Below are 26,003 nucleotides of genomic sequence, written 5' to 3' on the forward strand. Positions count from 1 at the left end.
TGGCATTACTTAGAAGATCGTATAAAAAAGTTAGGAAAAATACCTCAACTATGTGAATTCATAGTAAACTCACCGTAAAGTCTAAATGCCCCCGCTTTTTGAGCAATTACTAACAAGGAAAGTAACAAGGGGTCAATCCTATTTTACAATATATAACCCTCTTTCCAATTGCTTTACCTCACTCAACCATTGGCCTTCAACTAACTCACGCTTAACCTTATTCACAGAAAATGACACACTTCCACTATGACTTAAGTTAAATAACACTGCAATTTGCTTGAGACTCATAGCCCCATATCGCTGACAGGCATACATCGCAAACGCTCGTGCGGGATTACTCACTCGTTTACCTCCTGGACAGCTTTTAATATCGCGGCTCTTTACTTTAAATATGACTGCTACCAGCTCAAGAATTCTTTGTCCACCTGGTCTATCTTCCAAGACTTTTCTTAGTTGTTCAATATTTTGCTCTTTTGTCTCTTCCCTGACAGATTCTTTAAACGCTTTATCTCCAAGCACGGTCAAATAATTACCTCGATTATAAAAACGAGAGATATCTTCATCAACACCTTGTGCAACATAATTTCGATAACCAACGTATTTTTGCCGCTGCCCCAGCATCTGATAGATATCGTACCGAGTTACTATGGCTCGGTACTTCTTAATTTTTTCAAAAGCATTTTCAACTAAATGGCGATATTTATACAAACACCAATCAATATCATCATTACCTATCTTTAAGTTGGATTTTCCAGGGATATTAGGTATTGAATTCCGGTCTCTTACCTGCTCCCTAATAGCCTCACTATCGTAGCCCTTATCTGCAATGATGTAACTAGCATATGGCAACATATCGATTAACGGCTTGGCAGCTTTACTATCATGAAGTTGACCGCCTGTGACCGTAAACTCGATAGGCAATCCATAGCTATCTACTGCTAAATGGATTTTACTGGTATTACCCCACCTTGCTTTTACCAATAGCTTCATCAGCCTTTGTGCTGGCTCCAGCACTATGCTGATGAGCTTTAACTATGCTGCCATCAATAAATATCCATTCAAAATCAGGTTCGGAAATTAGCTTTTTAAATAGTCGTTGGAGAATTCCCTTACGAGACCAAAGTAAAAACCGCCTAAAAATGGTATTCCATAGGCCAAATGACTCAGGTAAATCACGCTAAGGACGGCCTACACGCATTCGATAAAGTATACCTTCCATAGTATTTCGGTGTTCAGGCTTGTCATATACTCGGTCTTCAAGCAATATAGCTCGTAGCTTAGACCAGTGTTCATCTGAGAGCATTAATCTGGACATTGGCAATTTCGTTAGTTGTTTTTGGCGAAACTATTATACGAAATTGCCTACTTTTATTTACATGAAAGATCAACACGCCCTAAGCCAGTTTGCCATAAATAGTTTTTCCTCTCCGATAATGGAATCAGAACTATTCAAAAGTTGGAGATTAAAATGAAAAATTATTCTAGAAAGGTTGTTTTCCCGCTCATACTTTTATTGGTGACTGGAACAGTAATGCATATTTCTACTCTATCGTTTAAAGAGTTATTTTGGAGATGGATGGGGCTGCTAGTCTTTTTGATTGTTCGGCTTTACCTAATATATAAGTATGGAGACTAAGTTGAGGCTCAATTATTGTTTCTATTAGGTGTATTTTATTACAAGAGCTAGAATTGATTCGAAGAACATGCGTATCAGTTTGATATCTAGTGGCTGTGCCAGCGGTCACTCTCAAAAAAGCCACTATAAAGTGGCTCTTTATTCGTAATAAGTATCTTTAATGGTTTGTCATCTACCTGATTCATTTAACTTTTCACTATTGGTGAGATTTTGTTAGATTATTAGTTTTAATAATGGGATTTTTAACGACCTTTAAAATCTCAAAATACATGAAAAAGACAGAATAATCAGTATGTTAAGATTTCACGAATTATGAGTTCCCACACTCCCCCCCCTAAACATCCAAATTAGCAACAGCCAACGCATTACTCTCAATAAACTCTCGTCGAGGCTCAACCTGGTCGCCCATCAGCGTGGTGAACAACTGATCAGTCGCAACAGCATCCTCTATTGTCACTTGAAGCATACGACGCACCTCGGGGTCCATAGTGGTTTCCCAAAGCTGATCTGGATTCATTTCACCTAATCCTTTGTATCGTTGAATCGATAACCCACGCTTAGACTGTTGCATTAGCCACTCTAGCGCTTGCTCAAAGCTGTCAACCTCTTGTTGACGTTGCCCACGCTGTATGTAAGCACCCACTTCCAGTAAATCTTGTAGTTTATTACCTAAGGTGGTCATTTTGGTATATTCGCCAGAGGAAAAGAAATTTTTATCTAATTGATAAGTTTTAGAAATACTATGGTGAATTACTCTAATTTGTGGCAAATAGCGGCTTTGCTCTTCATCTTTAAACACTGAAACTTCATAACGTGTTGAGCCTGCTTTTTGATCGTTTTTCAGAACTTCTTCCAATTTTTTTGACCAGTCAATTATCGCTGCTTCATCATTGAGCGAATCGACAGCCAAAATTGGTAAGTAAATAAGTTCTTTTAAAATTTTAGAATCATACAGTTGTGAAAGGCGTCGAATATCTCCTTCTACTAAACGATATTCGTTAACGAGTCGCTCTAAAGATTCACCGGCCATTGCTGGCGCTTGCGGATTTACATGCAAGGATGCTTCATCCAATGCCATACTGGTTAAATACTCTTCCAGTGCTGAATCATCTTTAAGGTAGGTTTCTTGTTTACCTTTTTTAATCTTATACAGTGGTGGCTGAGCAATATAAACATAACCTCTTTCAATTAGTGGCAACATTTGACGGTAAAAGAAGGTTAGCAATAACGTTCGAATGTGTGCACCATCCACATCCGCATCCGTCATAATAATAATGCGGTGATAACGTGTTTTTTCTACATCAAATTCATCACGACCTATTCCACAGCCTAAAGCAGTGATTAGCGTACCAACTTCAGCAGAAGATAGCATTTTATCAAAACGAGCTTTTTCTACGTTTAGAATTTTACCCTTTAAAGGTAATATCGCCTGATTCTTACGATTACGTCCTTGCTTAGCCGATCCGCCCGCAGAATCACCCTCCACAATATAGAGTTCAGAAACAGCAGGATCTTTTTCCTGACAGTCGGCTAATTTACCCGGTAAACCTGCAATATCGAGTACACCTTTTCGTCGAGTCATATCGCGAGCTTTTCTAGCTGCTTCTCTAGCTCTGGCTGCATCAATCATCTTAGTGACGATTGTTTTGGCTTCCATTGGATGTTCCAGTAAAAACTCACTGAGTTTTTGACTCATAGTTTGTTCAACCGCACTTTTTACTTCGGAAGAAACCAGCTTATCTTTTGTTTGTGAAGAAAATTTAGGATCGGGCACTTTTACTGAAATGACTGCTGTGAGCCCTTCTCTCGCATCATCGCCAGTAGTCGATGTTTTATTTTTAGAATTGGCCATCTCTTTTTCAATGTAATTATTTAGCGTTCGAGTCAATGCCCCTCGAAATCCCGCTAAGTGCGTACCGCCATCACGTTGAGGTATGTTATTGGTGAAGCAATAAATATTTTCCTGGAAACCATCATTCCACTGCATCGCTACTTCAACGGTTATACCATCTTCTTCACGCTCTGCCGTAAAGTGAAACATTTTATCGTTAATAGCTGTCTTTGCCTGATTCAAATATGTAACGAATGCTTGAATACCACCTTCATACATAAAGTGATCTTCTTTGCCGCTTCGCTCATCTTTCAATTTAATACTCACACCTGAGTTAAGGAAAGATAGTTCTCGTAAACGCTTTGCAAGAATATCGTAGTGAAACTTAATATCACTAAATATTTCTTCACTTGGGTGGAATCTTAATTCGGTACCGGTTCTTTGTGTTTCACCGGTTACTGCAAGTGGCGCTACAGGCTCGCCTAATTGATAAGATTGCTCATGCACTCTGCCTTCACGACGGATAGTCAGGGTCAATTTATCTGAAAGCGCATTAACAACCGAAATACCGACGCCATGTAACCCGCCAGAAACTTTATAGGAGTTGTCGTCAAATTTACCGCCAGCATGTAGTACGGTCATAATTACCTGAGCTGCGCTTACGCCTTCTTCTTCATGAATTCCAACGGGTATACCGCGTCCATTATCTGCAACGGTTACCGAATTATCGGGATGAATGGTGACATTGATATCACTGCAATATCCGGCTAATGCTTCATCAATAGAGTTATCGACCACTTCGAAAACCATATGATGAAGACCAGTACCATCATCGGTATCACCGATATACATGCCTGGTCGTTTACGGACGGCATCTAGTCCTTTTAACACTTTTATACTTGATGAATCGTAACTGTTATTATCATTCTCAGACATTCAGTATTCTACCTTTTCAATGTTTATTCTTTCACTATTTACGCGGAGCTCTACTCATTAATGGGTGAGATTGTTCCATGTTCCACGTGAAACATATGGGTACTATTATACCTGTTTTTTAACCAACTTAGCGAATCTCTTTGCAAGCAGGAAAGCATGGTCTGCACATTTTTCTGTTGGAATAGTAATTCCAATAGAGACCTCTGATTTTGTTCATCTAACTCCGAGGTAAAGTCATCCAACAAAAATAACGAATCTTTATTTGATAGGCGCTTAAGTACCGCAGTTTGCGCTAAAAAGAGTGCGTTAATGATTATCTTCTTTTGCCCCCTCGAAAAATAATCTTTTACCAATCCTTGCTCCACCTTTAAACGAATATCCGCGCGATGAGCGCCATACTTCGTTGTACCTGACCTGATATCCGATTCTAATGATTCAACAAGTCTCTCATCTAACATCCCACTGTAACCAGGATAATAGCCAATCTTCAACTCATTACAGAATTCAGCATCCAACTTGATAATTATTTTATTAAGCTCATATTCTAGTTGTTCAATTATATCCTCACGAGCCCGATTGATAATATTAGACAGAGAACAAAGCTGACTATTCCATGAATCTAATTGCGCCTTTGAACTTCCTTTATATTTAATAGATTTTAATAGAGCATTGCGCTGCTGAAGAACTTGATTATATTTCTTCCAGTATTCATGGTAGTCATGTTTCACGTGAAACAAACACCAGTCTATATACTTCCTTCTCTCAGCAGGACCAGAATCTATTAAGTGATATGATTCTGGACTTAGAACCTGGGTTGGATATATCTTCGATAAAGCAGATAAGGAATTAATAGTTTCCCCGTTTAATCGAATCTCTCGCTTCTTGTTAGCCTTGGTATAACCAAGACCCACCTTGGTCTGATCGTCCATTTGAGCAAATAAAGTAAACTGGGTATCAGCATGATTAGCAATGAGCTCGAATTTATTCGTTCTAAATGACCGACCAGATGCAATCAGTGCAATAGCTTCTAAAATACTGGACTTGCCAGCACCATTATCACCAAAAAAAATATTCAACTCTCGGTCAAAAGTGATTTTTCCCGGTTTCAAATTTCTTAGCCCTCGATATTGGAGCGCTTTAAAATACATTTAGAAGTATGATCTAATTAAAAGATTACAGCCGCATTGGCATTACAACATATAAACTATCACTCGATTCGGCATTCTCAATTAATACACTACTATTAGAATCACCTAGATTAAAGCGAACATTCTCCGAACGGATAACATTAAGCGCATCCAATAAATAGCCAACATTAAACCCGATTTCCAGTTCGTCATCATTGTAATCAACGTCTAGCTCAATCTCAGCCTCTTCTTGCTCAGGGTTATTAGCATGAATTGCTAACTTATCTTGGTGAATAGAGAGTCTGACACCTCGGAATTTCTCGTTACACAAAATTGAAGCTCGTGAAAAAGCTTCTCGCAAACTATCCCTTTCGGCAACCAATAAGCGCTGTGCATTTTTTGGAAGTACTTTGTCATAGTCAGGGAAGCGGCCATCAATCAATTTTGAAGTGAATATATATTGACCCAATGTAATACGGATGTGGTTATCATTTAGTTCAACTACACAAGACTCCTGATTAGACGACAATAACTTAGATGCTTCAATAATCCCCTTACGCGGAACAATAGCTTGTAATAATGTCTCGCTTACCTGTTGAGACAACTCTAATGAAGACAACGCTAGACGGTGGCCATCTGTGGCTACAGAGAGTAGCTTATTACCATTAATCTCCAGTAGCATACCATTCAAATAGTATCTTACATCTTGATGAGCCATTGCAAATTGGGTTTTATCGAATAAGCTTTTTAGTTCAATAGAGTCAATTGAAAACTGAGTATTGAATAAAACCTCTTCAATATTTGGAAATTCCTGAGCCGATATCGTAGATAGAGAAAATCGGTTACGACCAGAAGATATTTTTAGACGGGATTCATCTAATTGAATATTAATAGATTTATCGTCAGATAGGCTTTTACAAATATCTATAAATTTACGTGCTGGAACGGTTATATCACCTTCCAAATACTCCCCTTCGAGGGGGATTTTAGCAGACATCTCTATTTCTAAGTCTGTGGCGGTCAAAGCCAATTGTCCGGCCTCGACCCGGAGTAATAAATTAGCTAAAACAGGTAAAGTCTGTCTTTTTTCTACCGCACCAGATACTAATTGCAGCGGTGTAATAAGTACGTCTTTACTGACCGAAAATTTCATTGCCCTACGCTCCTAAATCAAGAGTCTACTTTAACTGGATAATGTTCTTAATAAATTGGTGTAATCTTCGTTAATGTCTTCAGACTCTTCTTTCAAAGTCTTGACCTTGCGACAGGCGTGGAGAACCGTAGTGTGGTCTTTACCACCAAAGGCTTCCCCGATTTCAGGTAAACTGTGGTTAGTCAGTTCCTTGGCCAGCGACATCGCTAATTGTCGTGGTCTGGCAATCGATCGGTTTCTTCTTTTTGATAAGAGATCTGAAACTTTTATTTTATAATATTCTGCAACGGTTTTCTGTATATTCTCAATACTGACTTGCTTGTCTTGTGCGGCAATTAAATCACGTAGTGCTTCTTTGACAAATTCAACCGTGATTTCTTTTCCGGTAAATTGCGCATTGGCAATTACCCTTTTTAATGCCCCTTCAAGTTCACGAACATTAGAGCGGATTCGCTTGGCAATAAAAAATGCAACTTCATGTGGTAGCTCAATTTTTGATTCTTCAGCTTTCGAAATCAATATGGCCACTCGAGTCTCTAATTCTGGAGGATCGATAGATACGGTTAGTCCCCAGCCAAACCGAGATTTTAAACGTTCTTCTACACCATCTATCTCTCTCGGATATCTATCACAGGTTAATATAACTTGTTGATTTCCCTCAAGTAATGCATTAAATGTGTGAAAAAACTCTTCTTGTGAACGTTCTTTATTTGCAAAAAACTGAATATCATCAATGAATAACGCATCTACTGAACGATAAAACTTTTTAAACTTTTCTATAGTATTCGTTTGTAAGGCTTTTACCATATCAGCAACAAAACGTTCTGAATGCAGATAAACGACTTTGCCGTTAGGTTTGTTTTTGAGAATTTGATTACCAACGGCCTGCATTAAATGAGTTTTACCTAATCCTACGCCACCGTAAATAAACAAAGGGTTATAAGCGGTCCCAGGATTTTGTGCAATTTGCTTTGCTGCTGCCATTGCTAGCTGATTACTTTTACCTTGAACAAAACTGTCAAAAGTAAAAGATTGATTTAAATTACCTCTACGGGTTGATTCATTAATATTGGTTGTAGCTTCAGGTAAATCGGCTGTTGTTGTTTGACTAACCGGTTGAGTTTCTTCAACAATACTTTTACGTTCAAATAGTGGATTAACAGTAGCAATATCAAGTTGAATCTGTAATTTTTCTTCACCTTCACTCGCTAATATTTCTCTTATGCGAGGTAAATATTTTTCTCTTACCCAATCAAGAACAAATCGATTGGGTGCTCTCAAGTGAAGCTGTTGGTTCTCCAATGTAGCTTTTAAAGGTCTTATCCAGGTACTGAACTCAGTAGGAGGTAGTTCATCTTGTAGATATCTCTGACACTTATTCCACATTGAATTTATCTATAATTTTAATATTTTAATTAATTTTATCTAAGCAGAGAATAATCGCTTAGATCACTTTCTGTGAACGAGTTATGGAGTTTAGATCGAAACAGGAAATTGATCCACAGGTTTTAGCAATAATATTTGAGTTAGTGTGTATTAGTCAGGTTTTTCATAGTGAATGTAATTTAAACAATATTTTCATATATTAACCAATATTAGTTTATTTTTGTTAGTTAAATGTATTAAAAGTTGTTGGTAAATTAATTTTTTAAAAAAATAGTAATTTTATTCATTTTTGATCAAGGTTTATAAATGGTTTTTTCGTTGTTTATAGACATACTTATCATTTCAATAAAGTCATGTATTTTAAAAAGAAAATAGACTTATCCACAAAAAAAGACTTGCGTAGATCTTAATATAATAAGATCTTTTTCTTTTTATTATAGTTATTAGCTTGTGAACAAAATTTTGCTTGAAATTTGAGAGTTAATGATCTATTTAAAGTAAGAATAAATAAATTTCAAAATTACTGGATGTTTTATAAACTCTTGCTAAATTTTTAACTAAAATTATTATCCACAGTTAATTGAGCATAATGGTCTCGAATTGGTACATTTAGTATTTAATTTAAAATTAAACAACTATATCTAGTATTTATTATCGATCGTAGATATTGAAATTAAGCGACCTTCGGTGTTTGTGAGTAAATGTTGAACAGAAAGGCGTTGACAGTAAAATTTGAATGCAATAGAATTTGCGCCCTTCTCAACAGGTGGTCAGATTTTGTAATCGGCAACTTTAATCAATTTAATTAACGGATAGTCTGATGAAACGTACATTTCAGCCTAGTACTTTAAAGCGTAAACGCCGTCATGGTTTTCGTGCTCGTATGGCAACCAAAAATGGTCGTCTAGTTATTAATCGCCGACGTGCTAAAGGTCGTAAACGATTAAGTGCATAATTTTTGCAGCTTTTTCCTATCTCGCTCTTAGAATAAAAGTATATTCCGTTCATTGCAGAAAATAGCAGGATGGATTGCTCTTCCCTTAAATTCCAAAGAGAGCGAAGATTGCTTAATTCGCGGGACTACAGTCATGTATTTGATAGCCCGCGAAAGATTCATAATAAAGCATTTACTTTATTAGTCAGACAAAATCAATTCACTCATCCTCGTCTGGGTCTTATCATCGCAAAAAAAAATCTCAAGTTGGCACACCAACGAAACTGGGTTAAGCGAATCTTGCGAGAAGGTTTTCGATTACAACAAAATGACTTTCAGTGTTTTGATATGGTGATTCTTACCCGTCGGGATATTGCTGTATTGTCTAAAAAAGATATAATCCACCTTCGTGACGACTTATTCGAAAGATTTCGAAGAAAATGCAAATAATATTGATTGCGTTAATTCGGCTATACCAAAAAACGTTAAGTTTATTTATTGGTGGTGAATGTCGTTTTTACCCCACCTGCTCCAGTTATGCGATAGAAGCAATTCAAAAGCATGGCAGTGTTAGAGGGTCTTGGTTGATGATAAAACGTATTTTACGGTGTCATCCGCTCAATCCTGGCGGGATTGACCCTGTGCCAGATTCCCTTGACTGTCGGCATAAGCATTAAGAAAAAGAGATATCATTAATTATGGAATCAGCCCGTACTTTACTATTTGTTTTGCTTGCCTTTTTTACTTTTCTTTTGTATCAGGCCTGGCAAGAAGATCATAAACCGGCTCCCGAGAAAAAGGCTCCTATTGAAAGCTCATTGACCGCGGGTCAGTTAAGTGGTGACAATCTATCGGCGCAAACAACGCCTATTACTTCCGACTCAACTCGTTCGGATAAATTAGCGGCAGAATTACCCGGTCAAACTAACCAGATAAAATTTAATGAGTCTGGAGAGATTTCTCCACCAGTAGAAGTAGTGACTGATAAACTGAAAGTAATGATTTCGCCTATTGGGGGAAATTTAATCTCAGCGGAATTAATAGATTATAAAGAGACGAAAGCTAAAGACTCTGCACCTATCAATCTTCTAGAAAATCGTAATGGCCGAGTATTCCTGGCTTTGGCTGGTTTGTATGGTGAAAATGCACCAGACTTTGAAAATCGTGAAGTTGTGTATAACTCAGTCCGATCTGTTTATCGTTTGGCTGAAGGGCAAGATTCAGTTGAAGTTGATCTAAGCTGGTCGAATGCTCAAGGTGTTGAATATATAAAACGATTTACTTTTCATCGCGGCCAATATTTGATTGATGTGAAATTTATTGTCAACAACTTGAGCAATCAAAAAATCGCCAATCGAATGTTTACTTCTCTTAGAAGAGATATGACCCCTGCTGATTGGGAAATATCAGAAGGTATCGGTTTGCAATCCTATCTTGGACCGGCTTATTTCACCAGTGAATCAAAGTTTGAAAAGCACGATTTTGATAAGTTACAAGAAACTGATCTCGATATCAAAACTAAAGATGGCTGGATTGCATTATTGCAGCATTACTTTGTAACGGCCTGGGTGCCGCAATCTGACTCGGTTAATTATATCGATACGACAGACAAAGACCTGGGACGCGGTGATTTGGCACAAATTCGTATTACTCAGGATTGGGTGTGGATTGAGCCTGGGAAAATAGCAGAATTTTCAGCCAAACTTTATGTTGGACCTAAAATCCAGTCAGCTTTAGAGAAAATTGCTAAAGGATTGGATCTTACCGTTGATTACGGCATTTTATGGTGGATTGGACAGCCTATCTTTTATTTGCTGGTTTTCTTACAAGGATTTGTTGTTAACTGGGGGGTTGCGATAATTTTGGTGACATTAGTCATTAAAATGGCGCTTTATCCATTAGCCAGAGCTCAATATCGCTCGTTTGCCAAAATGCGTTTGCTGCAACCCAAAATGATGGAAATGAAAGAGCGTTATGGTGATGATCGCCAGCAAATGTCTATGAAAATGATGGAATTGTATAAAAAGGAAAAAGTGAACCCATTAGGTGGCTGTCTACCCTTGTTAATTCAAATGCCAGTTTTTATCGCACTTTATTGGGTACTGATGGAGAGCGTTGAGTTACGTCATGCACCATTTATGCTTTGGATCGATGATTTAGCGGTTAAAGATCCTTACTTCATTTTACCGTTATTAATGGGAGCCAGTATGTATTTAATGCAAAAAATGCAACCAACGGCACCTACGATGGATCCCATGCAGCAAAAAATGATGCAAATGATGCCAGTGTTTATGACAGTATTCTTTGTATTTTTTCCGGCTGGATTGGTTTTATACTGGTTGATGAATAACTTGGTTTCTATCGCTCAGCAGATATACATTACTAATCAGTTTAATCGTGAGCAAGAAGCTAAGACTCGCTAGTCAAATATGACGCTACCTGAATCTACCACACATTCCACAATTGTTGCACTGGCTACGCCACCCGGCAAAGGTGGGGTTGCTGTGGTCAGGGTGTCGGGTGATAAAGTCACTGATATTGCTGAGCAAATTCTAGGTAAGTCAATTTCGCCACGGCATGCTCATTACTTGCCTTTTTTCGACACCAACAAGCAACAACTTGATCAAGGTGTCGCTATCTATTTTAAGGAACCTCATTCATTTACTGGTGAGGATGTTATTGAGTTTCAAGGTCACGGTGGACCGGTTGTTATGGATTTGCTCATAGAGTCGATCCTTGCTTGTGGTGCCAGAATGGCTCGACCTGGGGAATTTTCTGAGCGCGCATTTCTTAATGATAAGCTCGACCTTGCTCAGGCTGAAGCGATCGCCGATTTAATTGATAGCGGCTCGCAGCAAGCAGCACGATCAGCATTACGTTCGCTCAGCGGGGAGTTTTCAAATTGTGTTCATCAGCTGGTGGCAAAAGTTATCGAGCTACGCATGTATGTTGAGGCGGCGATAGATTTTCCTGATGAAGAAATTGATTTTTTAGCGGATGATAAAGTCGCCAATCAATTATCTCAAATAATTGAAGATTTGAATCAGTTGTTATTTAAAGCACAGCAAGGTAGTTTGTTGCGTGAAGGCATGAAAATTGTTATCGCTGGTAAGCCTAATGCTGGTAAGTCAAGTTTGTTGAATGCCCTCTCCGGCAAAGAGTCTGCGATTGTAACAGAAATTGCTGGTACGACTCGCGACGTATTGAGTGAACAGATTAATATTGATGGTTTACCTTTACACATTTTTGATACAGCAGGGCTGCGCGAGGCTGGTGATGTTGTTGAGCAAATTGGTATTGAGAGAGCTACACAAGAAATTAGAACCGCAGACAGAGTGCTGTTGGTTGTTGATGCCAGTGAAGATCAGGTATTTTTTGATATTGCGGAACAAATAACCCAGTTTATTCCTGCTGATATCCAGCTACCGCCAATAACAATAATCCGAAATAAGTGTGATCTGACTGGAGATGAACCATCCTCTGTTCAAGTTGGTGAGCAATTTTGTATTACTCTATCTGCAAAGCAACAATTAGGAATTACTGAATTACGTCAGCATTTAAAGCAAATCGTTGGTTATCAATCAGGCGAGTCCGGTATATTTATGGCACGCCGTCGTCATTTAGATGCGCTAGAAAGAGCAAGTGAGCATTTACAAACAGGATACAGTCAGTTAATTCAATCAGCGGCAGGCGAAATTTTGGCAGAGGAGCTAAAGTTAACCCAGAATTGCTTAAATGAAATTACTGGTGAGTTTTCGGCAGATGATTTGCTTGGAAAAATATTCAGTAGTTTTTGTATTGGTAAATAAGTTAACCCATTTTTGTTAGTTTTCGTTTTGTTGCGTTGAATCTGTCGCCTGGCTTAGATTCGAATGATAAACCTCGATGGATTCTACTTGACCAATTTGATAAGGCAGTATTGAACGTCCTTGATAAATAAATTGGTTTAAATAGATTTTATTTTCTGCAAACTGATTAATCGTGCCGTAGATCTTTCTTCCATCTTTCAATCTTAAAATAATGTTTGCCCCAATGTGACTAGTGATTGCATCAACTGTTATAGGTAAAAAACTCCTATCTAAAGACGAATTAGAGAACTTTTTATCATATTGGGCACTCAACAGTCGATAGTAATCCAACTGCTCAATGTATTGAGTGGGCGTTGTCTGGTTGAGAGTTATGACCAAATCGGGCTCTGCGAGTATATGTTTAATTGGTATTTTTCTAATTTGGCTGATCGATTTTAGTATTGTTGGGTGATAGCTGATCGTTATGCTATTGGGGGTAGCGAAAAACTGGTGTAACAGCTTATGCATCTGATCACTAAATTTAATTTTATATAGATCAACCGATTGGTCTAATCGCTCGCTCAGTAAAGTTGCCAGTCCAGCACGGCTGATTTGATAGGTATTAGCACAATTGCTAAGCCAGCTTTCTATCCATACGGGCTGGTCAATAAACAAGGTGAACGGTCCAATATAAATATATTTGGGTTCGCTGATATTTAAGTGGCTGAGTTTCGAATTGAGTTTAAGATTGAATACCGAGTCAGAACGAAGTGACAGATCAACTAACATCTCAGCATTTGAGTAATTAAACTGAAAATTAGAATTTAACTGAAATGAGATATTTTCAGACACCTGTTTAAATAAATTTTGACAAGGTTGTGGAATTAAACTGTTTTGCCCCGAAGAATCGAACAGATAATTCTCTATTTTTTGGGTAAATGCTGAATTTAACTGGGCATTAGAAGCGGTTAGCTTAAGTGTCTTAGGAAAATAATAGTAATCTTTCCATTCATGAATTTTGAATAATGACCAAAAACTGGGTAATTTGAGGTCAAGTTTATCTGCTGAGATCAAATGTCGGTGACGTTGATCGAGTAATTTAACATTCGATATTTGTATTAGCCCGTTAAAATCTATCCATAGCCAGTTATAATCAAGAATAATTGGTGTTGGTAATTCGGCAATAACATCATTAAGTTGTGAACGTATTTGCCACAAAATACCGAGATAGGCCAAAATAATGATAAAAATCATGTATCTAACTATTTTGGAAATCATAGCGGTTTGGTATTCCTGACGCTTGGGTTAGGTTAAATGCGTTTTTGAGAAAATTCTGCTCTATTATTCATTAATCGGCAGAATTTATAAACCGAATAAGTCAGCTAGCTGTGATTAAGTGTTGAAAAAAGGGAGTGTCCCATAATCAGGGAGGAATTATTTTTATCTGAATGAAAAAACTTGGTATTTTCAGAGATAAACGTTCAATATTTAGTCACTTTTAGGTAAGATCCACCTCCATTTTTTATCTGTGGAAAATTTAATGGTTTTTGATGAAAGTTTTGATGTCATTGTGATTGGTGGTGGGCATGCTGGTACTGAAGCTGCTTTGGCTGCGGCACGCACTGGGGCTTGCACGCTGCTAATTACTCACAATATTGAAACACTTGGCCAGATGAGTTGTAACCCAGCTATCGGTGGTATTGGTAAAGGACATTTGGTAAAAGAGGTGGATGCGCTTGGTGGTGTTATGGCAAAAGCTATTGACCATGCGGGAATTCATTTTAGAAAGCTCAATGCAAGCAAAGGGCCCGCCGTGAGAGCAACCCGCGCTCAGGCTGATCGCACTCTTTATAAAGGTTATGTACGTCAAGTACTTGAATCACAAGTTAATTTAAAAATTTTCCAACAATCAGTTGACGATTTAATTATTCAAAACGATAAGGTTTGTGGTGTTGTTACCCAAATGGGATTACGTTTTAATGCCTCAAGTGTAGTATTAACTGCGGGTACATTTTTAGATGGTAAAATTCATATAGGATTGACCAACTATTCAGGAGGCCGTGCCGGTGATCCGCCTGCGATAGGTTTATCGCAAAGGCTGCGTGAGTTACCCTTTCGAGTTGAACGGCTTAAAACCGGAACGCCGCCACGCATCGATGCTCGATCAATTGATTTTACTGATTTAGAGCCACAACATGGTGATACGCCCGTTCCTGTATTCTCCTTTACTGGCAATGCCTCGCAACACCCTAGGCAAATTCCTTGCTTTATCACTCATACGAATACTAGAACGCATGAAATTATTCATTCAGGACTCGATCGCTCGCCAATGTATAGCGGCATTATTGAAGGGGTTGGTCCACGCTATTGCCCTTCTATCGAAGATAAGGTTAATCGTTTTGCCGATCGTGATTCACACCAAATATTCATAGAACCAGAAGGTTTAGATACCCACGAAGTTTATCCAAATGGTATTTCAACGAGCTTACCCTTCGATGTGCAACTGGCGTTTGTCAGAACCATTAAAGGATTTGAAAATGCACATATTACTCGTCCGGGATACGCGATTGAATATGACTACTTTGATCCACGAGAACTTAAAGCTTCTCTGGAAACAAAACATATTCAAGGATTATTTTTTGCTGGACAAATCAATGGCACAACCGGATATGAAGAAGCCGCAGCTCAAGGACTAATTGCAGGATTAAATGCAGCGAGGTTGGTACAACAAAAGCAAGCATGGAGCCCGACACGGGAAGAATCCTACATTGGTGTGATGATTGATGATTTAATTACTCGTGGTACTCAGGAACCTTATCGCATGTTCACTTCTCGTGCCGAATACCGTTTGATTTTACGTGAAGATAATGCAGATTTGCGTTTATCTGAAAAAGCCCATCAGCTTGGTTTACTCAGTGATGAATTATGGGGATTGACCGCACAAAAACGCACTGCTATTGAAAATGAGATAACACGCATGAAATCTTGCTGGATTCAACCGGATAGTGAGGCAGCTAATCGTCTTAATGAACATCTCGAAAAACCATTATCACGCGAATATAACCAGCTCGAATTACTTAAGCGACCACAATTAAATTATCAACTGATGCAAGAGTGTATTGCTGAGCTTGGTGAAAAACTAACTGACGATGTCAAAGAACAGGTCGAAATACAGGCTAAATATGCAGGTTATATTGATAGGCAAAATGAAGAAATTTTGCGCACGCGTAAACAAATGGATCAAAAAATTCCAGTTGAACTGGATTTCTCTGCAATTAGTGGATTGTCGGCAGAAATTGTCCAAAAATTACAAGCGGTGCGTCCTGAAACTATTGGTCAGGCAAGTCGTATTTCTGGGGTTACACCCGCAGCAATTTCGCTTTTATTGATTACCATTAAAAAGCATCAGTTCAGACTTCCTAAGCAGGCTTAATTTGATTATGGACCTACAGATTAAGCAAAACCTGCAACAAGGTGTTGAGCAACTGGCATTAAACCTCACGCAAAAGCAAATAGATCAACTATCGTATCTACTCAGTCAATTGCTTAAATGGAATAAAACTTACAACTTAACTGCTATTACTGAGGCCGATGAAGCTTTAAAGCTGCATTTACTTGATAGCTTGGCTATTGTTCCCTACTGGACATTCAGAAAAACGCTCGATGTCGGCACTGGACCTGGGTTTCCAGGACTACCGCTAGCGATTGCATTGCCAGAGCTGGAGTTTCATCTGCTCGATAGCAACAGTAAAAAAATTCGTTTTATTCGTCAGCAAATACATGAGTTAGGACTTACTAATGTCACGCCACACCATGCTCGCGTTGAGGCTTTTCAATCTGAGGTATATGACTGCGTCGTATCCAGAGCATTTGCATCGTTAAAAGATATGTTGCAAATGACGCAGCATCTGGTTGCCCAAGATGGCTGCTGGATGGCGATGAAAGGTGAATACCTGCCATCGGAATTAGAGGAAATTCCAAAGTGGGCTAAAGAAGTAAATACTTACAGACTTAGTGTTCCAAAGTTAAATGCGAAACGGTGTATCATCCAGTTGGCACAACGAAATGATTGATCCGAACTACAATCAAACTATAATGGTTTGCTTAAAATTGTTCAAAATCTAACAATTTGGTGCAATCCAATTGGCTAATTAACATTTTTAATGGACTGGTATTGTTAATGTAAAGCGTAGTTAATAAATGTATTGTTAATGAAATGGTCAGCAATGATAGAACTGATCTGATAGATAACTAAACGATAATTCATAAAAGTTATCTTACCCAAAGCACAGTAAATGAATGAGGTAACTTGTGGGAAAGATTATTGCAGTCACTAATCAAAAAGGTGGCGTTGGTAAAACCACCAGCAGTATAAATATTGCAGCGTCATTGGCTGCAACAAAGCGTAAAGTCCTGTTAGTTGACCTCGACCCGCAGGGAAATGCCAGTAGTGGGTGCGGTGTTGACAAAGATGAGCTCGAAATCCATATATTAGATGTATTGATGGGGGAGAAAAGCGCCCACGAATGTATGATAAATGCCGAACAGGCAGGTATTTACATTATTCCCGCTAATTCCGATCTGGCTGCAGCCGAAGCGCATTTGTTAAATGCTGATCATAAAGAGTCTCGTCTAAAATCGGCTTTGTTGCCGCTGGTTGATGAATTTGACTATATTTTTATCGACTGCCCACCCTCTTTAAGTATTTTGACGGTTAATGCATTGGTTGCGGCAAACAGTGTCATGATACCGATGCAGTGTGAATATTATGCACTGGAAGGATTGAGTGCGTTACTAAATACGATTGGTCAAATAACCGAACATGTGAATCCAGATTTAACTATCGAAGGGATCTTGAGAACCATGTATGATCCGCGCAACCGATTGGCAGTCGAAGTGTCGGGTCAATTACATGAGCATTTTGGTGAAAAAGTTTATCGGACGGTAATCCCTAGAAATGTTCGACTGGCAGAAGCGCCAAGCTATGGTTTGCCTGCATTGCTTTATGATCGCTTATCGCGTGGTGCGAAAGCTTATCTTGCATTGGCGGGAGAAATGATTCGTCGACAAGAATCAGAAGCTGAGGCCAATTCAAGCGTCGCTTAATATAATCGATTTAACCAACTTCAAATAATTTAGAGAATATCTATGAAAAAGAAACTCGGTCGTTCACCCTTAGATGCGTTTTTAAGTAAACCTCAAAAATCAGAAGGTGAACGATCCGAAGGTATTGTGCCCAAAGGAGAGTTACAAAAACTGCCCATTGAGAAGCTTCAGCCGGGCCAATACCAACCTCGCAAAATTATGGCGGATGAAGCATTGGAAGAATTGGCTCATTCGATTAAAGCACAAGGTATTATTCAGCCAATTGTCGTGCGTTTAGTGGGGAATGATAAATATGAAATTATTGCTGGTGAGCGTCGTTGGCGAGCATCGCAATTAGCGCAATTGGATGAAGTCCCTTGTTTAGTTAAAGACATTCCTGATGAAGCGGCTATTGCGATGGCGCTGATTGAAAATATTCAACGGGAAGATTTAAATGCAATGGAAGAGGCCACAGCTCTGCAGCGACTGATGCATGAATTTAATCTGACACATCAGCAAACTGCAGATGCCGTTGGTAAAAGCCGTACTACCGTAACTAATTTATTGAGATTACTGAGTTTAACTGAAGCTTGTCGAGTTATGCTAGAGCGAGGTGATTTAGAAATGGGACACGCACGAGCGCTGCTCTCATTGCCCGACAATGAACAGACACAAGTTGCCAGGACGGTTGTTGCGAAAGGTCTAACGGTGAGGGAAACCGAAAAATTAGTTAAAAAACAACTCTCACCAGTTAAAACTAGCTCAGTTAATAAAGAAACAGATCCGCATATCGAGCAACTGGAGCGTTCGATTGCTGATAAAATTGGTGCCAGCACAACGATTCAGCACGGTACGAAAGGGAAAGGGAAAATCTCAATTCAATATAACAGTTTAGATGAATTAGATGGAATTTTACGTCATATGGGAATTGAGCAACTGTAATCATTTGCAAATCATAGAATAATAAAGGGGGCTTAAGATAAGCCCCTTTCTATTTGTATATTTTTATTTAAGGTTTTGGGAATAACATGTCTATTACATCCATTGAACAATTAAAATCAATTGAATCCTGGTCAACACGGAAAACGCCAGTTGTCTGCGTCAATGTGATTGATGAAACTCACGATGTGAAAACATTTCAGTTTAGAGCAAAGGAACCACAATTATTTCATTTTAAACCCGGTCAGTTTATAGGTATTCAATTAGAAATTGGTGGCGAAAAACATAACCGCTCTTATACCATCGCTTCATCCCCTACTCGTCCTCATTTGCTTGAATTAACCATAAAGAAAGATCCTGAGGGAATCATTTCTTCATGGTTACATGAAAATATTCAAGTTGGTAGTGAATTAGAGTTTCGCGGTCCAGCTGGGCAGTTTAACTGTTTGGATATTGAGTCAGATAAAGTGGTTTTAATTTCAGCTGGTTCGGGTATTACACCAGCCATGTCAATGCTGCGTTTTTGGTGCGATCAAGCGGTGAATAAAAATATCGTTTTTCTTCATTGGGCGAGAACAACTCAAGATATAATTTTTAGGCGCGAATTAAGTTTACTGGATTTTCAACATGCCAATTGCACAATTGAAGTGGTTTGTTCTCAACCAGGATTAACTGAAAACTGGCTGGGTCGGCGTGGTCGGGTTAACAAAAATATTTTGCTTGATGTGGTGCCTGATATTCAAGAACGAGTGATCTTTTGCTGTGGACCAGATGGATTTATGGATCAGGTTAAGCAAAGTCTTGGGCAACTTGATTTTAATATGGAAAATTATCACGATGAAACCTTTGATCCAGGTGGTAAAAAGAAAGCCAAACTTGAAAAACAACAAGCTGAGCAGCAACAAGCACCAGAAGAAGCCGTAAAACTGTTTAAATTAACTTTAAAAAAATCAGGGATCACTGTCGATGTAACTACTCAGGATGCACTATTGGAAAAAATTGAATCTACAGGTGTAGCAATTGAATCAGCTTGTCGCGAAGGAGATTGCGGATGTTGCAAAGTAAGAAAAATCAGTGGCGATACGGTTACAACAAATGATTCAGGCCTGGATAAGCAAAGTGAGCAAGAGGGATTTATTTTAACCTGTACCTCGCATGTCAGATCAGATGTTGAATTAGACATTTAACCAGGGGAAAATATAGAATTGGTGCTCAAGTATGAATGGTAAAAGTTATCTATTTATTCAAATTAGCGGCGATCGCTCACAAATGCAATAATGCGGTAGGATAACTGAACGTTTTGTTGTAAATGGTGATGCACCTAACTATCGAGAGTTAGTGACAATTGTCATGACGGCTTACACCAGTAAAGAAAGTAATGTTGAAATTATTGGTTATGATTCGTACAGTACTTTTTCAAACGCTCTAGATTTAATGGGGGTTAAAGTTGGTACTATGCTTGGTAATACCAAACTTAGGCTCAAATTAATTACTTGAAATTAACAAATGCTAGCCGGATTGGAATTTCTGAATTGAAAGGACTGAACTCAAATAATCGAGTTTAAAGTGTTGAGCTCAAAGTATTGAGCTCAAAGCGCTAATTCGGCAAATTTGTTAACTAACAGAAATACCCACAGCTAAGTTTATTTTTCTAGTAAAATATCAGTAATAACCTCTGGCTGAGAAAAAGGAATCAAGTGTTCTTGAGTATCCAGTTCAATGTATTTTCCTTCTTTTGCCCGTTCAATCAGTTTTAAATAATATTGTTTCCCGTCTTTACGCCAATCTTTTAGTTCTTTTTTGAGCTCATCATTTTTGCTTTGCTCAATGTAACGCTGTTCAAAATCCGTGTCGATAATCGTGAGCTTTAGCTCTTTGGGAAAAAATAGCATTTTTGTTGATAGTAAGTCTTCATCATATTGTGCTATTTCACGGAATTGATTTTGTAGATTTATCCGATTTAATCTTCTGGCAAAAATACGCTCGACAAATTGCCAGTCGGTCAAAGGATCGTCAGCCGATAATGTTTTAATATGCTGATAGTCCATCTCTGTTTTTTGTTTCGCTCTTGCATCATATTTGCCTTCTTCAATGTATTTTACATAGGCTTGCAGATTTTTCTTAAAGGGATAAGCATCTTTTCTGTAACGCTCAATTGAAAAATCCGTAATTACATCAGGATCGATCAGCGTAACCGAGAGTATATTCATTGGCTCCAAAAATTCCGCTGATTGGTTAAATAGATGTAGCAGTGAGATATTCGATGATGCAAATCCCACGAAATGAATATTTTGTAGCTCTTTTTGAATGATGAATTTTCTTAAATCATCAGCAAACTGAACATAACCAACCTGGGCTTTTGCATCTGCGGTGATTTGTCCCGCCCTATCAATCGTATAAACATCAAACTGTTTTGTTAATCGGGGGGCAAGTCTTGCATACCAAGCGGAGTCGGAAAACCAATTATCCGTAGGACCAGAAAGTAAAATAACGGTTGCTTTTTGTTCAGTTGTACTGGTGTGGCGTTTTTCTAAACTTGGCTGTTCTTCTATAAACCATCGAGTAACGTGTAATGGATGATTGTTTATTTGAATTATCTGACTTTGATGCTTTGCCACAAGTTGTAGTGAGACGAGTGTGGTGAATAGAATTATTAGTGTTTTAAGCAATTTTTGAACCATATCTTTAATTTGACTGATTTTTATACTATAGTTTGGCGTTGTCATTCGATTGTTAAATCCAAAATAACAAACCCTTAAATTACAGAGGGTTATCTCAAAAATGTGATGTTTTTATTTAAGTTCTTAACTTACATTATTATTGTTGATTTTTAAAACATCAAATAAATCCTTCATTTACGCTGATTATTACCTCGACGCCTCTTGCTTAACAAAGGATAGATCTCTATAATTTGCGCCGCATTTAGATGGTTGATTTGTGCTAATCTGTCAACCAATAAATTAAAAACTATCTGATTAAGTTACAAGGTATAAGCAAAGTTACACATGAGCCAAATCTTAGTCAGACACGGATTTCAACAAGCAAAGAAGCTGTTGCTGATTCAAACATTGATCATCGTGTTGATATCGGCATTTGGATTACTAAAAGAATTAATGGTAGCAGTCGCACTGCTATCGGGCGGAATAGTTATTTTAATAGCTAATACCTATTTCGTTTTTAAGGCATTTTCAAAATCTGGGGCGCAAGCAAACAAACAGGTAGTTCGTGCTTTTTACTTTGGCGAAACCGTAAAAATAGCACTCTCCATCAGTTTATTAATCGTTGCATTTCTGTTGTTACCCGGTTTTGAAATGTATGTCTTAGTTGGATATATCATGGCGTTACTCTGTCAGTGGTTAACGCCTGTAATAATCAAGACCCATTAATAACAGGAATAATGAGTTTATGAGTGCAGAATCAAGTTCGGGTTATATCAAGCACCACTTGCAAAACCTGCAAGCCTGTTCAACCGAAAATGGCTGGACATTCAACACTGCTGAAAACCCTAATATCTGTTCAGGTAGTCGACTCGATGCCATCAATGTAGACAGTATGTTTTTCTCGGTTTTTCTCGGATTGGTTTTCCTTTGGATTTTCAGACGATCTGCTAAAAAAGCTACTACCGGTGTTCCAGGCAAGTTTCAATGCTTCATCGAGTTAATTATCGATTTTGTCGATACCAATGTTAAAGACACCTTCCACGGCAAAAATAAACTGATTGCGCCAATGGGCTTAACCATCTTTGTATGGGTCTATTTAATGAATTTGATGGATTTGATTCCTGTCGACTGGATTCCCGGATTAGCCCATCTAGTAGGTGTTCCTTATTTCAAAATTGTTCCAAGTACCGATATTAATGTGACTTTTGCTATGTCACTGTCTGTTTTCATATTAATCCTTTTTTATAGTATTAAAGTGAAAGGTATCGGTGGATTTACCAAAGAATTGACCCTCAACCCATTTAATCACTGGGCGGCAATTCCTCTGAACCTGATTTTAGAAGGCGCTGCATTACTTGCAAAACCAATTTCTTTATCGCTTCGACTTTTCGGAAACATGTATGCGGGTGAGCTGATTTTCATCTTGATCGCATTAATGGGCTATATGCAATTACCACTTCATTTTGGTTGGGCTGTGCTCCATTTGTTGGTAATTTTCCTGCAAGCGTTTATTTTCATGATGCTTACTGTGGTTTATCTCAGTCTGGCACATGAAGATCACTAATTAAAACTGACCTTTACTTTATAAATTTTAACTTTAACTAATCCTTACTAGGAGAACACAATGGAAACAGTAATCGGCTTTACCGCAATCGCAGTAGCTATCCTTATCGGTCTTGGCGCACTTGGCGTTGGTATTGGTATGGGTCTTTTAGGTGGTAAATTCCTTGAGAGTGCAGCTCGTCAACCAGAATTAGCGCCAATGCTTCAAGTTAAAATGTTCATCGTGGTTGGTCTGCTTGACGCGGTAGCGATGATTGGTGTTGGTATTGCATTGTTCTTCACTTTTGCTAATCCATTTGTTGGACAACTACAAGCAATCGGCGCTTAATCACTCTCGAGTCTTATTATTAACCGACATTAGAGGAGATTGCCGTGGATTTTAATGCAACCCTGATAGGCCAAACGATAGCGATGATATTCTTCGTTTGGTTTACCATGAAATATATCTGGCCATTACTTGATGCTGCGATCACCGAGCGTCAGGATAAAATTCGCGAAGGACTGGAAGCTGCAGATAAAAGTCAACATGATTTAGAGTTGGCTCAAAAGAAAGCTGCTGAAACCATGCGTGAAGCCAAAGAAAAAGCTGCTGAGTTAATTGAACAAGCTAAAAAGCGTCATGCTGAAATTGTCGATTCAGCAAAAACTGACGCACGAGCTGAAGCAGATAAAATATTGGCTGGTGCCAATGCAGAAATTGAGCAAGAAGTCCATCGGGCGCGAGAAGAATTACGTAAGCAGGTTTCGGTATTAGCCGTAGCCGGTGCAGAAAAAATTCTTCAACGCAACATCGATGCATCTGCCCAGGCGGATATTCTTGAAAGCTTAGTTGCTGAACTTTAATTAAAATGAAGGTGGCCCATGGCTGAATTAACAACACTCGCAAGACCATACGCAAAAGCTGCGTTTGAGTATGCTATTGAAGCTAAGCAGTTGGCCGAATGGTCTGAAATGCTTGGTTTTGCTGCCAGCGTGGTGAACGATGAGTCGATGCAGCAGCTATTAACCAGCCCTCATTTTACCAAAGAAGATCAAAAAGATGCGATGCTGAAGGTTTGTCAGGACAAACTGGATGAAAAAGGTGCTAATTTAATCAAGCTATTAGCCCAAAATGGCCGTCTTTTGACTTTGCCTGAAATTGAAGTGTTATTTAACTTTTTGCGCAGCGAATTTGAGAAAACAATTGAAGCGCAAGTGACTTCAGCGACAGCGTTAAATGAGCAGCAAATCACCCAATTAAAAGAAAAACTCGCAGCAAAACTCGGCCGTACGGTCGAAGTTGAAGTGAATGTTGATGCTGATCTATTAGGTGGTTTGATAATTCAAGCAGAAGATTTAGTGATTGATGGTTCGGTTCGCGGCAAGCTAACTAAACTGTCTGACACTTTGAACGTATAAGGAACGCAGAGCATGAGTATGCAACTGAATCCATCAGAAATCAGTGAGTTAATCAGACAACGAATCAATGACTTTGAAGTTGTATCTGAAGCTCGTAATGAAGGTACTATTGTCAGCGTATCTGACGGTATCTTAAAAATTCATGGCCTTGCTGAAGTTATGCAGGGTGAAATGATTGAATTGCCTGGCGGTAAGTATGGTTTGGCACTTAACCTTGAACGTGATTCAGTTGGTGCGGTAGTTCTAGGTGACTATTCCGACATCGTAGAAGGTCAAAAAGCCAAGTGTACTGGCCGTATTCTTGAAGTGCCAACCGGTGAGTCCTTATTAGGCCGTGTTGTTGATGCACTAGGTAATCCAATCGACGGAAAAGGTCCTATTGAAAATGCGACTTACGCACCTGTTGAAAAAGTAGCACCTGGTGTTATCGCTCGTCAATCAGTTGATCAACCCGTTCAAACCGGCTACAAATCAGTCGATGCGATGATTCCTGTTGGTCGTGGTCAGCGTGAGTTGATTATCGGTGACCGTCAAACCGGTAAATCAGCTTTGGCGGTTGATGCAATCATCAATCAGAAGTCTACCGGTGTAAAATGTATCTATGTTGCCGTTGGTCAAAAAGCTTCAACTATTGCCAATATCGTACGTAAACTGGAAGAACATGGTGCAATGGCACACACTATCGTTGTTGCGGCAGCAGCTTCTGATTCTGCGGCACTGCAATTTATCGCACCTTTCTCTGGTTGTACCATGGGTGAGTATTATCGTGATAACGGCGAAGACGCACTTATCGTTTATGATGATTTAACCAAACAAGCTTGGGCATATCGTCAAATTTCATTATTGTTACGTCGTCCGCCTGGTCGTGAAGCCTATCCTGGTGATGTTTTCTATCTTCATTCTCGTTTATTAGAGCGCGCAGCTCGGGTAAATGCCGACTATGTAGAGAAATTTACTGGTGGCAAAGTTAAAGGCAAAACAGGTTCTTTAACGGCTTTACCAATTATCGAAACTCAAGCTGGTGACGTATCTGCTTTCGTACCGACCAATGTTATTTCGATTACCGATGGTCAGATTTTCCTTGAAACTGACTTATTTAATGCCGGTATCCGTCCTGCGGTAAATGCGGGTCTTTCGGTATCTCGTGTTGGTGGAGCGGCTCAAACAAAAATCATTAAAAAGCTGGGTGGTGGTGTTCGTCTAGCACTTGCACAATATCGTGAACTAGCGGCATTTGCACAGTTTGCATCAGATTTAGATGAAGCGACTCGTGCTCAGTTAGAGCATGGTCAACGTGTTACTGAATTAATGAAGCAAAATCAATACGCCCCTATGTCAGTTGCACAAATGGCTGTTTCACTATTTGCTGCTGAAAAAGGCTATTTAAAAGATGTTGATATTAGCAAGGTTCAGGATTTCGAAGCTGCATTGCAAGATTACATGGGTGCTAACGAAGCTGCACTGATGACTAAAATCAATGAGTCAGGCAGCTATGATAAAGAAATCGAATCTGCACTTGATGCTGCCTTGAGCAAGTTTAAAGAAACTGGCACCTGGTAAGCTGCAA

At 38.8% G+C, this 26,003-nt stretch carries 24 protein-coding genes and 1 pseudogene; 17 read left to right on the top strand and 8 right to left on the bottom strand.

The features are described from left to right. Nucleotides 1–138 precede the first annotated feature (138 nt). From ABVT42_RS10075 to dnaA, 6 genes and pseudogenes are all read right to left on the bottom strand, one after another. Nucleotides 139–621: a helix-turn-helix domain-containing protein gene (locus ABVT42_RS10075; protein ID WP_367023785.1), complete on the bottom strand. Its 483-nt coding sequence runs from the start codon at nt 619–621 to the stop codon at nt 139–141. Nucleotides 622–630: 9 nt separating this feature from the next. After that, nucleotides 631–1,315: pseudogene (locus ABVT42_RS10080) on the bottom strand (IS5 family transposase); the annotation flags it as partial. 655 nt (nt 1,316–1,970) lie between these two features. Next, entirely contained in the window at nt 1,971–4,403 is a 2,433-nt protein-coding gene (gene gyrB, locus ABVT42_RS10085) for a DNA topoisomerase (ATP-hydrolyzing) subunit B (RefSeq protein ID WP_353897096.1), read from the bottom strand. A gap of 50 nt (nt 4,404–4,453) precedes the next feature. After that, the gene (recF, locus tag ABVT42_RS10090; protein ID WP_353897095.1) at nt 4,454–5,551 is read right to left on the bottom strand and encodes a DNA replication/repair protein RecF; all 1,098 of its coding nucleotides are present in this window, start codon (nt 5,549–5,551) and stop codon (nt 4,454–4,456) included. 25 nt (nt 5,552–5,576) lie between these two features. Beyond that, the gene (gene dnaN / locus ABVT42_RS10095) at nt 5,577–6,683 is read right to left on the bottom strand and encodes a DNA polymerase III subunit beta (RefSeq protein WP_353897094.1); all 1,107 of its coding nucleotides are present in this window, start codon (nt 6,681–6,683) and stop codon (nt 5,577–5,579) included. Between the two features lie 30 nt (nt 6,684–6,713). Then, complete coding sequence (gene dnaA / locus ABVT42_RS10100) at nt 6,714–8,069, bottom strand: chromosomal replication initiator protein DnaA (RefSeq protein ID WP_353897093.1); 1,356 nt, start codon at nt 8,067–8,069, stop codon at nt 6,714–6,716. Nucleotides 8,070–8,889: 820 nt separating this feature from the next. On the opposite strand from dnaA, the gene rpmH reads away from it, so the two are divergent. The 5 genes from rpmH (at nt 8,890) to mnmE (ending at nt 12,812) form a co-directional block, all read left to right on the top strand. Beyond that, nucleotides 8,890–9,024, top strand: coding sequence for a 50S ribosomal protein L34 (rpmH, locus tag ABVT42_RS10105; RefSeq protein WP_353897092.1), 135 nt, complete (start codon nt 8,890–8,892; stop codon nt 9,022–9,024). Between the two features lie 69 nt (nt 9,025–9,093). Continuing rightward, nucleotides 9,094–9,453 (top strand): ribonuclease P protein component, encoded by a 360-nt coding sequence (rnpA, locus tag ABVT42_RS10110; RefSeq protein WP_353897091.1) that lies wholly within the window; start codon nt 9,094–9,096, stop codon nt 9,451–9,453. Continuing rightward, nucleotides 9,444–9,680, top strand: a complete 237-nt coding sequence (yidD, locus tag ABVT42_RS10115; protein WP_353897090.1) for a membrane protein insertion efficiency factor YidD — start codon at nt 9,444–9,446, stop codon at nt 9,678–9,680. Before rnpA ends, yidD begins: the two co-directional genes overlap by 10 nt. Nucleotides 9,681–9,701: 21 nt before the next feature. Next, complete coding sequence (gene yidC, locus ABVT42_RS10120) at nt 9,702–11,426, top strand: membrane protein insertase YidC (RefSeq protein ID WP_353897089.1); 1,725 nt, start codon at nt 9,702–9,704, stop codon at nt 11,424–11,426. A gap of 6 nt (nt 11,427–11,432) precedes the next feature. Then, nucleotides 11,433–12,812, top strand: a complete 1,380-nt coding sequence (mnmE, locus tag ABVT42_RS10125; RefSeq protein ID WP_353897088.1) for a tRNA uridine-5-carboxymethylaminomethyl(34) synthesis GTPase MnmE — start codon at nt 11,433–11,435, stop codon at nt 12,810–12,812. A 15-nt stretch (nt 12,813–12,827) separates the two neighbouring features. Here mnmE and ABVT42_RS10130 read toward each other — a convergent pair whose 3' ends face one another. Then, nucleotides 12,828–14,069 (bottom strand): hypothetical protein, encoded by a 1,242-nt coding sequence (locus tag ABVT42_RS10130; protein WP_353897087.1) that lies wholly within the window; start codon nt 14,067–14,069, stop codon nt 12,828–12,830. Nucleotides 14,070–14,331: 262 nt separating this feature from the next. Here ABVT42_RS10130 and mnmG point away from each other — a divergent pair, with 262 nt between their 5' ends. From mnmG to ABVT42_RS10160, 6 genes are all read left to right on the top strand, one after another. Then, nucleotides 14,332–16,224: a tRNA uridine-5-carboxymethylaminomethyl(34) synthesis enzyme MnmG gene (gene mnmG, locus ABVT42_RS10135; protein WP_353897086.1), complete on the top strand. Its 1,893-nt coding sequence runs from the start codon at nt 14,332–14,334 to the stop codon at nt 16,222–16,224. A gap of 7 nt (nt 16,225–16,231) precedes the next feature. Continuing rightward, entirely contained in the window at nt 16,232–16,864 is a 633-nt protein-coding gene (rsmG, locus tag ABVT42_RS10140) for a 16S rRNA (guanine(527)-N(7))-methyltransferase RsmG (RefSeq protein ID WP_353897085.1), read from the top strand. 238 nt (nt 16,865–17,102) lie between these two features. Beyond that, the gene (locus ABVT42_RS10145) at nt 17,103–17,897 is read left to right on the top strand and encodes a ParA family protein (RefSeq protein ID WP_353897084.1); all 795 of its coding nucleotides are present in this window, start codon (nt 17,103–17,105) and stop codon (nt 17,895–17,897) included. Between the two features lie 42 nt (nt 17,898–17,939). Continuing rightward, nucleotides 17,940–18,818, top strand: coding sequence for a ParB/RepB/Spo0J family partition protein (locus tag ABVT42_RS10150; RefSeq protein ID WP_465251064.1), 879 nt, complete (start codon nt 17,940–17,942; stop codon nt 18,816–18,818). Between the two features lie 86 nt (nt 18,819–18,904). After that, nucleotides 18,905–20,002: an FAD-binding oxidoreductase gene (locus ABVT42_RS10155; RefSeq protein WP_353897083.1), complete on the top strand. Its 1,098-nt coding sequence runs from the start codon at nt 18,905–18,907 to the stop codon at nt 20,000–20,002. Nucleotides 20,003–20,153: 151 nt separating this feature from the next. Next, complete coding sequence (locus ABVT42_RS10160; RefSeq protein WP_353897082.1) at nt 20,154–20,312, top strand: hypothetical protein; 159 nt, start codon at nt 20,154–20,156, stop codon at nt 20,310–20,312. Nucleotides 20,313–20,458: 146 nt separating this feature from the next. On the opposite strand, the gene ABVT42_RS10165 is transcribed toward ABVT42_RS10160, so the two are convergent. Further along, nucleotides 20,459–21,541 (bottom strand): alpha/beta fold hydrolase, encoded by a 1,083-nt coding sequence (locus tag ABVT42_RS10165; protein ID WP_353897081.1) that lies wholly within the window; start codon nt 21,539–21,541, stop codon nt 20,459–20,461. A gap of 279 nt (nt 21,542–21,820) precedes the next feature. Here ABVT42_RS10165 and ABVT42_RS10170 point away from each other — a divergent pair, with 279 nt between their 5' ends. Genes ABVT42_RS10170 through atpA form a run of 6 tightly spaced genes read left to right on the top strand, consistent with a single transcriptional unit; the run spans nt 21,821 to nt 25,996 of the window. Then, nucleotides 21,821–22,201: an ATP synthase subunit I gene (locus ABVT42_RS10170; protein ID WP_353897080.1), complete on the top strand. Its 381-nt coding sequence runs from the start codon at nt 21,821–21,823 to the stop codon at nt 22,199–22,201. 19 nt (nt 22,202–22,220) lie between these two features. Next, nucleotides 22,221–23,039, top strand: coding sequence for a F0F1 ATP synthase subunit A (atpB, locus tag ABVT42_RS10175; protein ID WP_353897079.1), 819 nt, complete (start codon nt 22,221–22,223; stop codon nt 23,037–23,039). A gap of 60 nt (nt 23,040–23,099) precedes the next feature. Further along, nucleotides 23,100–23,366, top strand: coding sequence for a F0F1 ATP synthase subunit C (atpE, locus tag ABVT42_RS10180; RefSeq protein WP_353897078.1), 267 nt, complete (start codon nt 23,100–23,102; stop codon nt 23,364–23,366). A 44-nt stretch (nt 23,367–23,410) separates the two neighbouring features. Then, complete coding sequence (locus ABVT42_RS10185) at nt 23,411–23,881, top strand: F0F1 ATP synthase subunit B (RefSeq protein ID WP_353897077.1); 471 nt, start codon at nt 23,411–23,413, stop codon at nt 23,879–23,881. Between the two features lie 18 nt (nt 23,882–23,899). After that, nucleotides 23,900–24,436, top strand: a complete 537-nt coding sequence (locus ABVT42_RS10190; RefSeq protein WP_353897076.1) for a F0F1 ATP synthase subunit delta — start codon at nt 23,900–23,902, stop codon at nt 24,434–24,436. 18 nt (nt 24,437–24,454) lie between these two features. Next, on the top strand, nt 24,455–25,996 hold the full coding sequence (gene atpA, locus ABVT42_RS10195; protein WP_353897097.1) for a F0F1 ATP synthase subunit alpha: 1,542 nt from the start codon (nt 24,455–24,457) through the stop codon (nt 25,994–25,996). Nucleotides 25,997–26,003: the final 7 nt, after the last annotated feature.

This window comes from Aliikangiella maris (genome assembly GCF_040719265.1).
GTDB lineage: Bacteria > Pseudomonadota > Gammaproteobacteria > Enterobacterales > Kangiellaceae > Aliikangiella > Aliikangiella maris.

Coding starts and splice junctions, on each gene's coding strand:
- ABVT42_RS10130 (WP_353897087.1), bottom strand. CDS start 14,069: ATGATTTCCAAAATAGTTAGATACATGATTTTTATCATTATTTTGGCC.
- ABVT42_RS10190 (WP_353897076.1), top strand. CDS start 23,900: ATGGCTGAATTAACAACACTCGCAAGACCATACGCAAAAGCTGCGTTT.
- dnaA (WP_353897093.1), bottom strand. CDS start 8,069: ATGTGGAATAAGTGTCAGAGATATCTACAAGATGAACTACCTCCTACT.
- yidC (WP_353897089.1), top strand. CDS start 9,702: ATGGAATCAGCCCGTACTTTACTATTTGTTTTGCTTGCCTTTTTTACT.
- dnaN (WP_353897094.1), bottom strand. CDS start 6,683: ATGAAATTTTCGGTCAGTAAAGACGTACTTATTACACCGCTGCAATTA.
- atpE (WP_353897078.1), top strand. CDS start 23,100: ATGGAAACAGTAATCGGCTTTACCGCAATCGCAGTAGCTATCCTTATC.
- rnpA (WP_353897091.1), top strand. CDS start 9,094: ATGGATTGCTCTTCCCTTAAATTCCAAAGAGAGCGAAGATTGCTTAAT.
- atpA (WP_353897097.1), top strand. CDS start 24,455: ATGCAACTGAATCCATCAGAAATCAGTGAGTTAATCAGACAACGAATC.
- rsmG (WP_353897085.1), top strand. CDS start 16,232: ATGGACCTACAGATTAAGCAAAACCTGCAACAAGGTGTTGAGCAACTG.
- mnmE (WP_353897088.1), top strand. CDS start 11,433: ATGACGCTACCTGAATCTACCACACATTCCACAATTGTTGCACTGGCT.
- recF (WP_353897095.1), bottom strand. CDS start 5,551: ATGTATTTTAAAGCGCTCCAATATCGAGGGCTAAGAAATTTGAAACCG.
- ABVT42_RS10075 (WP_367023785.1), bottom strand. CDS start 621: ATGCTGGGGCAGCGGCAAAAATACGTTGGTTATCGAAATTATGTTGCA.
- rpmH (WP_353897092.1), top strand. CDS start 8,890: ATGAAACGTACATTTCAGCCTAGTACTTTAAAGCGTAAACGCCGTCAT.
- ABVT42_RS10165 (WP_353897081.1), bottom strand. CDS start 21,541: ATGACAACGCCAAACTATAGTATAAAAATCAGTCAAATTAAAGATATG.
- mnmG (WP_353897086.1), top strand. CDS start 14,332: ATGGTTTTTGATGAAAGTTTTGATGTCATTGTGATTGGTGGTGGGCAT.
- gyrB (WP_353897096.1), bottom strand. CDS start 4,403: ATGTCTGAGAATGATAATAACAGTTACGATTCATCAAGTATAAAAGTG.
- ABVT42_RS10155 (WP_353897083.1), top strand. CDS start 18,905: ATGTCTATTACATCCATTGAACAATTAAAATCAATTGAATCCTGGTCA.
- atpB (WP_353897079.1), top strand. CDS start 22,221: ATGAGTGCAGAATCAAGTTCGGGTTATATCAAGCACCACTTGCAAAAC.
- ABVT42_RS10170 (WP_353897080.1), top strand. CDS start 21,821: ATGAGCCAAATCTTAGTCAGACACGGATTTCAACAAGCAAAGAAGCTG.
- yidD (WP_353897090.1), top strand. CDS start 9,444: ATGCAAATAATATTGATTGCGTTAATTCGGCTATACCAAAAAACGTTA.
- ABVT42_RS10150 (WP_465251064.1), top strand. CDS start 17,940: ATGAAAAAGAAACTCGGTCGTTCACCCTTAGATGCGTTTTTAAGTAAA.